The 12,591-nt window shown below is 68.7% G+C and carries 12 protein-coding genes; 7 read left to right on the top strand and 5 right to left on the bottom strand.

The window, feature by feature from the left end; all coding sequences use genetic code 11:
- Positions 1-765 precede the first annotated feature (765 nt).
- Entirely contained in the window at positions 766-2,211 is a 1,446-nt protein-coding gene (locus tag IEY68_RS33570) for a 3'-5' exonuclease (protein ID WP_189094645.1), read from the bottom strand.
- A gap of 112 nt (positions 2,212-2,323) precedes the next feature.
- Here IEY68_RS33570 and IEY68_RS33575 point away from each other — a divergent pair, with 112 nt between their 5' ends.
- Positions 2,324-2,968, top strand: a complete 645-nt coding sequence (locus IEY68_RS33575; RefSeq protein WP_189094646.1) for a hypothetical protein — start codon at positions 2,324-2,326, stop codon at positions 2,966-2,968.
- 355 nt (positions 2,969-3,323) lie between these two features.
- On the top strand, positions 3,324-8,018 hold the full coding sequence (gene mobF, locus IEY68_RS33580) for a MobF family relaxase (RefSeq protein ID WP_063000597.1): 4,695 nt from the start codon (positions 3,324-3,326) through the stop codon (positions 8,016-8,018).
- Between the two features lie 29 nt (positions 8,019-8,047).
- Here the strand turns inward: mobF and IEY68_RS33585 are convergent, their stop codons facing one another.
- On the bottom strand, positions 8,048-8,230 hold the full coding sequence (locus tag IEY68_RS33585) for a DUF6011 domain-containing protein (protein WP_063000599.1): 183 nt from the start codon (positions 8,228-8,230) through the stop codon (positions 8,048-8,050).
- Between the two features lie 88 nt (positions 8,231-8,318).
- Positions 8,319-8,498 (bottom strand): hypothetical protein, encoded by a 180-nt coding sequence (locus IEY68_RS33590; RefSeq protein WP_189094663.1) that lies wholly within the window; start codon positions 8,496-8,498, stop codon positions 8,319-8,321.
- A gap of 22 nt (positions 8,499-8,520) precedes the next feature.
- Between IEY68_RS33590 and IEY68_RS33595 the strand changes: the two genes are divergently transcribed.
- The 3 genes from IEY68_RS33595 to IEY68_RS33605 are packed head-to-tail and all read left to right on the top strand — an operon-like array spanning position 8,521 to position 9,452.
- A complete protein-coding gene (locus IEY68_RS33595) occupies positions 8,521-8,847 on the top strand; it encodes a hypothetical protein (protein ID WP_063000603.1) in 327 nt (108 codons plus the stop codon).
- Between the two features lie 41 nt (positions 8,848-8,888).
- Complete coding sequence (locus IEY68_RS33600) at positions 8,889-9,092, top strand: hypothetical protein (protein ID WP_189094648.1); 204 nt, start codon at positions 8,889-8,891, stop codon at positions 9,090-9,092.
- Between the two features lie 45 nt (positions 9,093-9,137).
- Positions 9,138-9,452: a hypothetical protein gene (locus IEY68_RS33605; RefSeq protein ID WP_063000607.1), complete on the top strand. Its 315-nt coding sequence runs from the start codon at positions 9,138-9,140 to the stop codon at positions 9,450-9,452.
- 81 nt (positions 9,453-9,533) lie between these two features.
- Here the strand turns inward: IEY68_RS33605 and IEY68_RS33610 are convergent, their stop codons facing one another.
- Positions 9,534-9,731 (bottom strand): hypothetical protein, encoded by a 198-nt coding sequence (locus tag IEY68_RS33610; protein ID WP_063000609.1) that lies wholly within the window; start codon positions 9,729-9,731, stop codon positions 9,534-9,536.
- Between the two features lie 120 nt (positions 9,732-9,851).
- Between IEY68_RS33610 and IEY68_RS33615 the strand changes: the two genes are divergently transcribed.
- Together IEY68_RS33615 and IEY68_RS33620 are read left to right on the top strand one after the other, a co-directional pair.
- On the top strand, positions 9,852-10,643 hold the full coding sequence (locus tag IEY68_RS33615) for a hypothetical protein (RefSeq protein ID WP_189094649.1): 792 nt from the start codon (positions 9,852-9,854) through the stop codon (positions 10,641-10,643).
- A complete protein-coding gene (locus IEY68_RS33620; RefSeq protein ID WP_063000613.1) occupies positions 10,640-12,232 on the top strand; it encodes a DNA cytosine methyltransferase in 1,593 nt (530 codons plus the stop codon). Before IEY68_RS33615 ends, IEY68_RS33620 begins: the two co-directional genes overlap by 4 nt.
- Positions 12,233-12,302: 70 nt before the next feature.
- Here IEY68_RS33620 and IEY68_RS33625 read toward each other — a convergent pair whose 3' ends face one another.
- Complete coding sequence (locus IEY68_RS33625) at positions 12,303-12,572, bottom strand: hypothetical protein (protein ID WP_063000615.1); 270 nt, start codon at positions 12,570-12,572, stop codon at positions 12,303-12,305.
- Positions 12,573-12,591: the final 19 nt, after the last annotated feature.

Genomic DNA, 12,591 nt, shown 5'->3' on the forward strand with positions numbered 1-12,591 from the left:
AAAAACCAGGTGGAGCCGGTGACCGGGGTAGCGACCCCCGCCCACCGGACTCCCTGAAGACACGCGGAATTGAAGGCTAGCTACCGTATCCGCGAGTCAGCAGCACAGATGCCAGTCGGGCGATGATCAGCAGGATCGTTGCCTGGCTGGCATCCGTGTTCACGGCATACCAGAGCCCGAAGAGCTCCAGAACGAACGATCCGACGGAACACCCGTCGACAACTGCGGCCCACCACCTCACCCAGCGGGATGGGGCTTTGGGACTATCCGGTACGAGGGGTTCTCCGGCCATTGGACTCCTTTCGGTTTGGACACCGCCCGCAGCAGGCGGGCGGGGGATCTTCTCGACCCCGCGGGAGTCCAGAGCTCCTAACCGAAAGTGCGTCCGGGCGTTGGATGCTCGCTCGAACCGAACGCACAGAAGCTTACGACAGCGGTATGGCAATCCGTAAAGCCCGACCACCCCGGTACATACACCAATAGGGCTACTGGTTGGCAAATTGTGAGCGAGAAATCACAGTGCCTGCTACACAACCAGATCGGTCACACCAATACCCCGGCCGCCTCGTCTACGACGGCTTTACCCGTTGACCGGGCCCGACGATGCCCATTCGAGGGCTCTGTGGTCCTTGCGACAAAATTGCCCAAAACCCCGAAATTCATAGCTTTTGAGCATTGGCCGTGAGCTGTCGCACATGATCCGTATCACGTTTCAAGGGCGGTCAGGCGCAGCGGAACGCACCCTCCCAGCCAGTGCGGATGGATTCAGGGTGCGGTCATCCTCTGCAGGTGTTCGCGGGTGGTGAGGGTGTCACCGAGGGCGCGGTGGCCGCCGCCGTTGGGTAGCCACCGGTAGCTGCGGGCGTGTTCGGTGCGGGGGATCATCACGTCGGCCCAGTGCGCCGAGCGGGTCAGTCGGGTGCGGGTGATGCCGTGGTGGGCGCAGTCGGCGGCGATGACGTGGCGGTCGTAGTTGGCGTTGTAGGCCAGGATGGTGCGGCCCTTGGTGATCCGGAGCAGCCGCTTGTACACCGCCGGCCACGTGGGAACGCCGGGGGCGGTGACCTGTTCGTCGGTCAGTCCGTGGATCGCTGCGGCGCCGGGTTCGATCGGGCGGCCGGGGTTGACCAGGGTGTCGAGCAGGGTTTTGCCGGTGCAGGCGTCGATGACGGCGATTTCGCAGACCGCGCCGTAGAGGTCGGTGGTCTCGGTATCGAGGATGACCGCGGCGCCGGGGGCGAGCATGGCCCGGGCGAACCGGATCGCGGCACCGACATCGGAGTGCAGCTGGATCACGTCGCGGTGCTGGCGCAGTACGGGGTTGGCCTCGATCGCGGCCTCGACATCGGCCTTGGTCGGTCCGCCGGGAATGCGTTCCCAGTCGATCTCCCACACGTCCGGACCCTGGACCCACCATCCCCACATCTCGATGTGGTGATCGGCACCGAACCCCTGGAGGAAGGCGCGGATCACCTGCGCCCGGGACGCCTTGCGGCCGCCGACGATCTCGAGCAGCGGCGATTTCTCGCCCTTGGGGCAGGCCCGCACCTGCTCCCAGTCGATATCGGGCAGTTCCCGCAGGGCCTCGACGTCCCCGGTCCGGTACAGCGGCACCGCGACGGTGCGATACCGGCCGACCTCCTTGTGGTGGTGCAGTTTCGGCGCCACCCAGCCCGCCTCGACAGCGATATCGAAGTGCCGGCGGGCGCAGTCGAGCAGTTCGGTCGCGGCCTGGTCGGCGGTGACCAGCCGGTCCAGGCGCACCTGCTCGGCCAGGTCCTCCTCGGCCGCCAGGGCCTCGATATCGGCGCGGGCGTACCGGCCGAACCGGCCGCGCTCGATCTGCCGATCGTGGGCCACGGTCGCCAGTTCCCGCACTCCGATACCGACCGCGGCCGCCGCGTCCTCCGGCGCCAGCGAGGCCGCCACCCAGGCCAGCCGCTCGTCGATGACCGGGGTGACCTGTTCCGAGGTGAGGGCATCGATGTGTTCGGGCCGGAACAGGTCGTAGCGGCGCCCGCGCTTGGTGTAGACATCCGCCACCTGCAGCGCACCGGCGCGTAGCAGCGCGTCGATATCGGCGGCCTCCACCGCCAGCCCGGTCCGCTCGGCCAACCGCGCCGCGCAGCGGACCGCGCCGACCGGATGCTCCTTCTTCACCGGTGCTACGGCCCCGGCCGTTGGTGGCTGATCGGCTGTCGATGTGGTCATCGCGGATATCCCCTCACTGGTGCGGATTCTGGGTCGCTCACGAGCACAGTAAACCACAGAACTACGACACGAAAACTATTGTCTACCAGCAGAAACAAGGTAAAGTATCCATATGGAAACTAACGCCGGAGCGGCGCCGGACGAGCCCGTGGAACCCGATCCGGACGACGAATCCGAGCAGCCGCCGAACCCCGCGCGGCACTACTCGACCGGCAGGCTCACCGCCGCGCAGGCGCGGGTGCTCAGCCGCTGGCGCCGCCAGCTCACCGTGATGGATCCGCGCTGGCCCACTCGCGATCACCGCCCGCCGGCGTCGAGTTCGGATTGCCTCGCGGCCGCAGTCACCGATCTGCTCGACCGCGCCGAACCCACGCATCTCGAACTGATCCGCTACGGCGACCGGATCCGCAAGGCCATGACCGCGACCCGCGGCCGCGGGGCCCCGGCGGTGTCGGTGGTCTCCTTCTACCTGCCCGCCGGATACGCCGCCCGGCTCGACGCGATGCTCGCCGACGCCCAGGAGCACCACCGCGACCTGCTCGACGCGGCGCGCGAAGGAGTGCTCACCGAACCGGGTCTGCCGTCCAAGGCCTACAAGCTGCCCGCCGGAACCGTCGCCCGACTCGCGATCGACCGCTGGGCGCGCCGCTCCCCCACCGCGGTGATCGCCGACGCTGTCGCCTACGGGGGCTACCACCACACCCAGGTCCACCGCGCCCGCGCCGACATGGGAATCGCCGACACCCACCCCACCTGAATCGAAGTATCCATATGGAAACTGAGACCGGCTCGCGGAGTTCTGGGCGGGGTCCGGTCCGAATGTGCTGCCGCACGGGCTCCGCCCGCTTGCCACCGACACCACGCGGCCGGCCGGAATCGCGGGCGGGTGTGAAACCACTTCATTTACCTCTCGCTCTCCCATTCCTCACACCCCTCCACCACCACAACCCCCTATTTCTCACCACCTCCTCACCACACCACCGCCCACTCACTTTCCCTCTCCCACCACCACTCTCACCCTCTCCTCACAAATTTCTTTCACACCTGGTGCTCCCAGGTCACGAGAAGATCACGGCGAATTGCCCGATTTCGGGCGTAGCGTCGAAATTGTGATGTCGCTGGCGAAACTCGGTACCGGAGACGGTTTCCGCTATTACCTGCGCAACATCGCGACCAACGACATCGACGACCGAGGCCCCACACAGAACCTGTCGGGCTACTACAGCGAGCGCGGTGAGGCTCCCGGCCGCTGGCTCGGATCCGGGTTGGATGAGGTCGGTATCGCCGAGGGCGAGCCGGTGACCGAAGCCCAGATGCGCGCGGTGTTCGGTCACGGGTTCCATCCGAATGCCGAGGCGATGATCGCCGCCGAGATCGACGCGCTGATGGCCGACGGCAGCTCGTATCAGGTGGCGAAGAGTTCGGCGATCCGGAAGGCCCGGCTGGGCCCGCGGTTCAGCGTTCACAGCGAGGCCGACTACTCCTACCGCGCGGAATGCACTCGCGCCTACGCCGCCTACAACACCGAACGCGGCCGCGTCGACTACGCCCCGATCCCGGCCGGAGAGCGCGACCGGATCGCCACCGAGGTCGCGGTGGGCATGTTCGGCGAGGAAACCGGGCGGGCGCCGCTGAACGAGCGGGAACTGTCGGGCTGGGTGGCACGGGCATCGCAGCCCGCACGTAAGACCGTGGCCGGGTTCGACTTGACGTTTACCCCGGTCAAGAGCATTTCGGCGGTGTGGGCCCTGGCGTCTCAGCAGGACGCGGCCGAGATCGAGGCCGCCCACCATGCCGCGATCGCCGACACGCTCGCGTTCATCGAGCGCGATGTCCTGCGCACGAGGGTGGGCCGCCACAGCGTGCGCCAGGTCGAGGTCGCCGGCCTGATGGCCACGGCGTTCGATCACCGTTCGTCCCGCGCCGGTGACCCGCTACTGCATACCCACGTTGTCGTGTCCAACCTGGTCAAACGCGGTGACGGGCAGTGGGGCTGCATCGACGGACGGGCCATGTACAAGTGGAAGGTCACCGCCTCCGAGCTGTACAACTCGCGGCTGGAGCATCACCTCGAACTCCGGCTCGGGATGCGGTTCACCGAACGGACAGCGCGCCGCGGTAAGCGGGCGGTCCGCGAGGTCGAGGGCGTGGATCTGCGACTGACCGAGGCATGGTCGAAACGTTCGGCGGCCATCGACGCCGAACTCACCCGGCGCACCGCGCAGTTCCTCGCCGATCACGGCCGCGAACCGACACCGGAGATCCTGTACGACCTGGCCCAAGAAGCCACCTTGAAAACCCGAGGTCACAAACCCGACGCCCGGACCCGCGCCGAGGAACGACAAGAGTGGCGCCGCGACGCCGAACAGATCCTCGGCGGGCCCGCCACGATCTCGCAGCTGCTGGCCGAGGCCTTGCACCGCCCGGCCCCTCCCCGGGATCCAGTGGACCCGGGCACTGTCGCTACCCAGGTGGTGGCGGTAGTCGCCGAAACCCGGGCGACCTGGGGAATCAACCACATCCGTGCGGAAACCGAACGCCAACTCCGCGGCCGCGTCGATCCGCACGACTGGGCCACCACCACCGATGCGGTCCTGGCTGCCGCGCTCGCACCACCACTGTCGATCCCGCGCGGCACCCACGACCCCGGGACCGCGCCGGGGGTGCTGGCCCGCAGCGACGGCACCAGCGTGTACGCCACGACCAAGGCCCAGCTCTACACCAGCCCCGAAATCGTCGCCGCCGAACAGCGGCTGATCGCGGCGAGCCTGCAAACAGGCGGCCGCACCCTCCCCGCCAGCGCGGTGGATACCGCCCTGGTGGAGTTCGCCGCCAACCACGACGGCGCCGAACTCAACCCCGAACAGCAGGCGATGGTGCGCGAACTCGCCGGATCCGGAGCCCGGCTGCAGGTCGCGATCGCGCCCGCCGGCACCGGCAAAACCACCGCAGTCGCCACCCTGGCCCGCGCCTGGACCGGCGACGGCGCCACCGTGGTCGGCCTGGCCCCCACCGGCTCCGCGGCCGCGAACCTGCAAAACGAACTCGGCCATCACTGCGCCACCGTCGATATGCTGCTCACCCTCACCCGCACCGACCGGCCCGAATCCGACCTACCCGAGTGGGTGCGCGTGATCGGCCCGGACACGCTGGTGGTGCTCGACGAGGCCGCGAAAACCCCCACCCTCGCCCTGGACTCGGCGGTTTCCTGGCTGCTGGAACGCGGCGCCAGTATCCGCGCGGTGGGCGATGACCGGCAGCTGGCATCGGTGGCCGCCGGTGGAGTGATCCGCGATATCGTCCACCACGCCGGAGCGTCCACCCTCACCCGCGTGGTCCGGTTCGCCGACCCGGGTGAGCAGGCCGCCAGCCTCGCACTGCGCGAAGGCGATCCGGCTGCCATCGCCTACTACGCCGACCACAACCGGATCCACGTCGGTGCCCTCGGTGATGCGGTGACCTCGGCGTGGCGGGGCTGGCGCGCCGATACCGTCCAAGGCCGCGACAGCATCCTGCTCGCCCCGACCCGGGATCTGGTCTCCCAGCTCAACGCCCTCGCCCGGACCGAACGCCTCACCCGCACCGGCGAACCGGCCGGGCCCGAAGTCCAGCTCGGCGACGGACTGGCAGCGTCGGCCGGCGACATCATCACCACCCGGCGCAACCACTACGGGCTGTGGTTCTCGCGGACCGACCATGTGAGGAACGGTTACCGCTGGCAGGTCCGCACTGTGCACGACGACGGCCGGATCACCGCCGCGCACCTGGGATCCGGGAAGCTCGTCACGCTGCCCGCCGATTACGTCGCCGAGCATGTCGATCTCGGCTACGCGACCACGATCGACACCGCCCAGGGCCTCACCGTCGACACCTGCCACGGCGTGCTCACCGGGCAGGAGTCCCGCGCCCAGCTCTACGTCCTCGCGACCCGTGCCCGGGCAGGCTCGCACCTGTACCTGGCGACCGCCGACACCGGCGACGACCTGGGCAACACCCACACCTGGCGCAACCTGCACCCGCCGACCGCGCTGGACATGCTGACCGAGATCCTCGCCCGCGAGGGCACCCAGACCTCGGCGACCACCACCGAACGCGAAGCCAACGACCCGCACCGCCAACTCGCTCATGAGGTCGACGCCTACCTCGACGCACTCGGCGTCACCGCCGAAGCGATCCTCGGCGAGACCCACCGCGCCGAGATCACCGAGGCCGCCGAACGGCTCGTACCCGGGATCACCGACGAGGAAGCCTGGCCGGTCCTGCGCCAAACCCTGAACCTGATCGCACTCGAAGGCGCGGACCCGGTTGCCGCGCTCGACCAGGCGGTGCGCGCCCGCGAACTCGGCACCGCCGACGACAAAGCGGCCGTGCTGGACTGGCGCATCGGCTACCGCACCGGCGCCGGACCCCTGGCCTGGCTGCCCGCCGTCCCGGACCGGCTCCGCGACGACCCGACCTACGGGGAACATCTACGGGGTCGGGAAACCCAGATCCGGGATATGGCCGCCCGGATCACCCACGAGGTCGAGGCGTGGACGCGGGAGACCGCCCCGGTGTGGGCCACCCGCCTGCACGGGATCGACCCCGAGCTCACCGGCGAACTGGCGGTATGGCGCGCCGCCCACGCGATTCCGGATCCCGACCGGCGCCCCACCGGCCCGCGCTGCTACCCGGTCGACGAACGCACCGCCCAGGACCGCCTGGACCGCGCGGTCGCCGAGCGGATCGGCGCACTCGATGCGCACACCCGCCGGTGGTCGACGCTGGCCCGCGGTGTCGACGAGCGGATCACCGGTGACCCGTACTTCCCGGACCTGGCCGAACAGCTCTCCCACGCCGAAGCCGCCGGCCACGACGTAGACACCGCGGCCCGGGAAGCTGCCGCCGAGCGGCCGTTGCCGTATGAGCAGCCCGCGGCCGCGCTGCACTGGCGGCTCACCGAACCCCTCGGCGAAGCCGGTGACCCCGAACGGATCCGCGATTTCCTGCGCGAGGACCCGGTCCGCCGCCTCGACGACCGGCAGCTGCAGCAGGCCGCCGCCTGGCGCCGCAGCCAGCTCAACGACCCGGCCGAAGTCAACATCGGCGCCCGCAGCCAACTGCTCGACGCCCAGGAACGGATGCAGAAGCTCACCGACCGCTACAACCACAGCAAGACAGTGTTCGAACCGCTCCGGGAAGCCATCCGCGCCGAGAACGCCCGTGCCAAGGCAGAACGCGACTACTGGACCGCGCAACGGGTCTACCTCGACGCCGAACGCACCCACAACACCACCAGCCGCTGGCACTGGATCGAACGCGAACAGCTCGCCGCGAAGCTACGCACCGCCGAGACCGAGCGGGACCAGGCCAAAACCGAACTCGCCGCGGCCACCGCCCGCGTCGATGCGGCCGCACAGAAGGCTGGCGGCTACCCGAGCGGATGGACCCACGACCTGGCCCAGGCCGAGACCGCTATCGAGAACTACACCGACGACCTCGAAGCCGTGCAGGACACCATCGCCTACCACGAGAAAGAAATCGCACGCCTCGACCAGCGCAACACCCACATCAGCGAACAACTCGACACCCTCGAAACCGAACAGCAACGCCGCACCGACCTACCCGGCCCCATGCGCACCGCCGAACAACAGGCCCGCCAACAGATCACCGACCCCACCGACCGCCAAGACAAGCAGTGGGGCTACGACTTCCGGCCGCCCGAAACCCCCGCCCAGGTCAAACGCCGCGAACGAAGCCACTACCGCGACTTCCACCAACCCGGAATGTCGCGCGGGCCCAGCCGCGGCGGCGGGCTCGGCATGTAGACCCGCCGGCCCGCTCGCGTAGCCCCGAGCTACGCTGCGATATCGAACAACGCCCACTCGCCTGCGGCCGCCGCACGCTGTTCCGCCCGCTCACGGATCGCGCAGGTAGGCCCGATGCCCTCGGCAATCGAACGGGGTGACAGGAGCCATCCGTGGCAGCGGCGGCAGTGGACCACCAGTTTCACGGTGGGCCGTTCATCGGTATCGGCCATCTTTCTCCTCCGGCCAGGTCAGCTCTGCCGTGAGGATCGCATGCCACCCCGACAACCACCGTCCGTCTCGAGCCGGGACGGGGTGGTGTCAGTCGCCGGGTTCCACCTTCGACAAGGCTGTCAGCGGCATGGTGAAGGGGTATCTACCAGGGGCGGATTCTTCTACCGACTCGATCACGGCCCGGCCCTCGACGGTGTCGATCTCGTTCACGACGAAGATCGACACACCGGACTGGCCGATCCTTACCTGGTCGCCGACTTCGATCACACACAGGAGCATACTCGCACATGTGTTCGAATCTTGGAGCGACGAGTTCTCGGCCCCGCTGCGGCGTGTCCTGGATCCACCGGCCCCGGTCCTGGTGGACCTGACCGCCGTCCTCGCACCCGCCCCCGGATACCGCCGCGATGAGGTCTCGATGCGCACCAAGACCGCCGGCCTGGACACCACCGCCACCGTGCCCGGGCTGCTGCACGCCTGGGCACGCACGATCACCGGCGGCTGGATCGGGCTCGTCCACCTCGCGATCCCCACCGGCAATCGCAGCGGATACGTCGAAACTAGGCAGTGGTGCCCCGCTCACGCGCTGACTCCGAACGAGAACCCCGCACGCTGATACAGCTGGCTATGCACCGTGTCCGCTGTAAAGTTGGGTGTATGAGTGTGCGCATGAATATCTCTCTGGATGACGACCTCGCGGACCGGCTCCGCACCGCCAGCGACGGTCGGCCATCGGAATACATCGCCCGCGCGATCCGCGCCCGCATGGTCGAAGACGAACTGCGGGCCCTGCCCGACGCCGAGGCCGACTGGCACGCCGAGGCCGAACAGTCCGCCGAGTCCCTGTTCGAGGCGCGGTGAGCGCGCCCACCATCCTCGAACGCGCACTCGACGCCGAGGCCGCCGGTGCCTGAACCGCAGCAAGGCCAGGTCTGGACCGCGACCAGCCGCCTGTCCGGACGCACCACCACCGTCGTGCTCCTGGACTCCGATGTGGTCATCCGCCAACGCCCTATGCTCGTCGTCGCACCGGTCCGCCCCGCCCGCGAGGTCCCCTCCCGCCACCAGTTGCTCACCGTCGCCCTCGGCGCTGACGAGGTGGTCGCGCTCTACGACCTGGCGACCCTGCCCAAAGAGAGCCTGACCGAACAGAGCAGCGTTCTACCACCAGAGGTGATGGAGCAGGTCCGCGTCGGACTCCGCGCACGGTTCGACCTGTAGCCGCCCACGAACGCAACTGTGCCCTCGGAGGATTCCTCCGGGGGCACAGTCGTTTGGGGCCCGGCTCGCGGCGCTGCAACTTCACACGCCTTTGGGGCCTTTGCCGTCCCGGATCTTGGCGATGTACTCGCGGCTGAACTCCGCAGCTCGCGCAATCGCCGACGGGCCGACATCGGCGGCGAGCGCTGCGCGGATTGCGTCGAACAGGGCGGTCCGGGCCTCGACGTAGTGGCCGCGGGCGGTCCGGATCGCGGCGAGATGGTCGTCGGCGTCGGTCATGCCACCACCGTAGCAATATTGTTCGCGAACTTTGTTGACATGCTCGAAGACCCTACCTAACGTGAATTGAGTACGCGAACTTTGTTCGCGAACTTAATTCGCCTCTGGTTTGGAGTCTCGATGACGACCACGTCCCCCCACTACACCCCCACCGAGCCGCGCTATTACGTATCTGCGCCTATTGCGCCGAACCTCTGCGATCGGATCGTGCGCGAGGAGCACGCCGATATCGCGCTCGCGGTGACCTTCGCCCTGGAAGCGGTGTACGCCCGCAACCTCGGGCACCACCGGCGGGCCCGCCGCATGGCCGCGGTCGCGGACCGTTCGGCGCGGACCTGCCGCCCCGAGCTGCTGACCGTCGAGCTGTCGGCGCTGCGCGCGGTCCTGGCCGGCGAGCCGATCACTGTGGCCCCGATCTGGGGCGATACCCCCGAGATCCTGGTCGCCCGCGCGCACTGCCGCCTGTTGTGGTTGCGCGAGCAGCTGCTCAGCCCCGCCCCGGCGGTCACCGAGTGGTACCTGCGGGCCGCCCGGGCCTGGCACGGCCGACTGCTCGGCGCCCGGCGTCTGCGCCAGTACCTGCTGTCCTACGGCATCGACCCCACCAAAGCCGCCGCGCTGGCCGCGCTCGACGAGCAGCGACACGACGGCCTGTACGGGCCGATCCTGTCGGCGCAGGGCTACTACAACTACGTCGGCGTCACCGAAGCCCGCACCGGGCTGTATATGCGCACCGAGGCCACCACCTCCGTCGCCGAACTCGTCCCGACCCACCCGCTGCGCCCCAGCGAGACCGACACCCTGGCACACGCGTGGCTCGACCTCAGCGAGTGGGAAGACCCCCGGCCCGCCCGGCTGATCGCCGTGCTGGACCGCTGGATCGCCCGCGCCCGGGACGAGGTCCGGTCATGAGCCTGCGATCGACGGTGTACTTCGCCGGATTCGGTGGCGACTCGCTCGGCTGGGAGGAAGTCCCCGGTATCGAACTGGCGCTGGCGGCCAACCACAACCCCGAATGCGTCGATATCCACTCGCTGAACTTCCCCACCGCCGACCACCTCCCGCCGGGAGATGTGGAGGATATCGACCTGGCGAAACTGCCCTACAGCGAACTGTTCTGGGCTTCGCCGGCGTGCCCGGCCTGGACCGACGCCAAGGGCAAGAAACGCTATTTCGACAAGTCCAACCAGTACAGCCTCCTCAGCGACGACGAACTCGGCTGCGTCACCGAGGACCCCAACGAGAACCGGTCCCGAGCACTGATCGAGCAGATCCCGCGCTACCTGCGATCGATGGCCGGCCGCGGCACCCCGGTGCTCGCCGGAATCATGGAAAACGTCATCCAGTGCCGCCGCTGGGACCAGTGGAACCGCTGGATATCCGAAATCGAGGAGATCGGCTACGAAACCCGGGTCATCGCGCTGAACTCCGCGCATGTGGTCCCCCGCACCGCCCTGACCGCCCCGCAATCACGAGACCGGCTCTACGTCGCCTACTGGCTCAAAGCCCTCGGCCGCCGCCCGGACTGGGACAAATGGCTACGCCCCAAGGCCTGGTGCGCCCAGTGCGACACCGTCGTGGACGCGGTCCAGACCTGGAAGAAACCCGGAATCGACATGGGCCGCTACGGGCACCGTCACGGCCAGTACATCTACCGCTGCCCGTCCAAGTCCTGCCGGTTCGCGATCGTGGAGCCGATCACCGCGCCCGCCTCCGATGCGATCGACTGGAGCATCGATCCCGGCGAACGGATCGGCGAGCGCGAAGATCCGCTCGCACCGGCGACGATGGAGCGGATCCGGCTCGGCCTGCAACGGTATGCGCGCGAACCGTTCCTGGCGCCCGCCGGCGGAACCTGGCGCACCGACCCGACACCGCTGTCGGCGCCGATGCCCACCCGCACCACCCGCGAATCCGACGGGCTGGTGCTGCCGCCGATGGTCGTGCAGACCAGCAAGCGCTCGACCCAGATCGCGCGCACCGTGCACGCGCTGATGCCGACCCAGACCACACGGCGTGAACTGGCAATGGTGATTCCACCGTTTCTCACCACCCTGCGCGGCGGCGGCTCCAAGGCCTCCTCCTACGGGATCGGCGACCCGCTGGCCACGTTCTCCGCGAACGGCTTCCATCACGGCCTGGTGCAGCCGCCCGGATCCGAGGACGTGCGCGATCAGATGCTGGTGCCCTACCACCGCACCGGTATGGCGCGGCCGGTATCGGAGCCGATGGGCACCGTCACCACCCGGGATCGTCACGGACTGCTCGGTGTGGACCCGGAGCGGATCATCGAGGCGTGCACGTTCCGCATGCTCGAAACCTCGGAGATCCGCCGCGGGATGGCCTTTCCCGATACCTACCGGATCACCCCGGGCATGGCCAAGCGCACTCAAGCCCGCGGGTTCGGTAACGCGGTGACCCCGCCGAGCGCCGAAGTGCTCGGTTGCGCCCTGGTCGAAGCCATCACCGGCCGCGACATCGAGCGCTACGCCCCCGCATAGACCCCACCACGAAGCGAAGGACCCGGCAGTCGGTAGCTGCCGGGTCCTTCGCCTCTCCGAAACTACCCGCTCAGCCGAACAGCAGAAGAAGCCCGAAAATCACCACCCCCGGCGGGACCAGCCACACCCACCACATCGGGATAGGTTTCACGACCGGTGCCTTGCCCTCACGCTGCAGCTGCACCAGCCGCTGCGCGCCGCGCACTTCACTCGGCGTCGCCGACCGTGGCCGGTCGTAGCGCGGCACCGGGCAGTTCGGCGACACGTGCACCGCCGCGTAGCACCGCGGATTACGGCACGGGTAGCCCAGGTCGTAGCGCAGCGGGTTCAGGCGGTCCATACCTCCATCATCGCCCTGG

The sequence above is a fragment of the Nocardia jinanensis genome (genome assembly GCF_014645735.1).
Taxonomy (GTDB): Bacteria; Actinomycetota; Actinomycetes; order Mycobacteriales; family Mycobacteriaceae; genus Nocardia; species Nocardia jinanensis.

What these genes read in the sequence shown, in the direction of transcription:
- IEY68_RS33615 (WP_189094649.1), top strand. Translation starts at nt 9,852, where the DNA reads ATGACGACCACGTCCCCCCACTACACCCCCACCGAGCCGCGCTATTAC.
- mobF (WP_063000597.1), top strand. Translation starts at nt 3,324, where the DNA reads ATGTCGCTGGCGAAACTCGGTACCGGAGACGGTTTCCGCTATTACCTG.
- IEY68_RS33625 (WP_063000615.1), bottom strand. Translation starts at nt 12,572, where the DNA reads ATGGACCGCCTGAACCCGCTGCGCTACGACCTGGGCTACCCGTGCCGT.
- IEY68_RS33600 (WP_189094648.1), top strand. Translation starts at nt 8,889, where the DNA reads ATGAGTGTGCGCATGAATATCTCTCTGGATGACGACCTCGCGGACCGG.
- IEY68_RS33585 (WP_063000599.1), bottom strand. Translation starts at nt 8,230, where the DNA reads ATGGCCGATACCGATGAACGGCCCACCGTGAAACTGGTGGTCCACTGC.
- IEY68_RS33575 (WP_189094646.1), top strand. Translation starts at nt 2,324, where the DNA reads ATGGAAACTAACGCCGGAGCGGCGCCGGACGAGCCCGTGGAACCCGAT.
- IEY68_RS33620 (WP_063000613.1), top strand. Translation starts at nt 10,640, where the DNA reads ATGAGCCTGCGATCGACGGTGTACTTCGCCGGATTCGGTGGCGACTCG.
- IEY68_RS33570 (WP_189094645.1), bottom strand. Translation starts at nt 2,211, where the DNA reads ATGACCACATCGACAGCCGATCAGCCACCAACGGCCGGGGCCGTAGCA.
- IEY68_RS33610 (WP_063000609.1), bottom strand. Translation starts at nt 9,731, where the DNA reads ATGACCGACGCCGACGACCATCTCGCCGCGATCCGGACCGCCCGCGGC.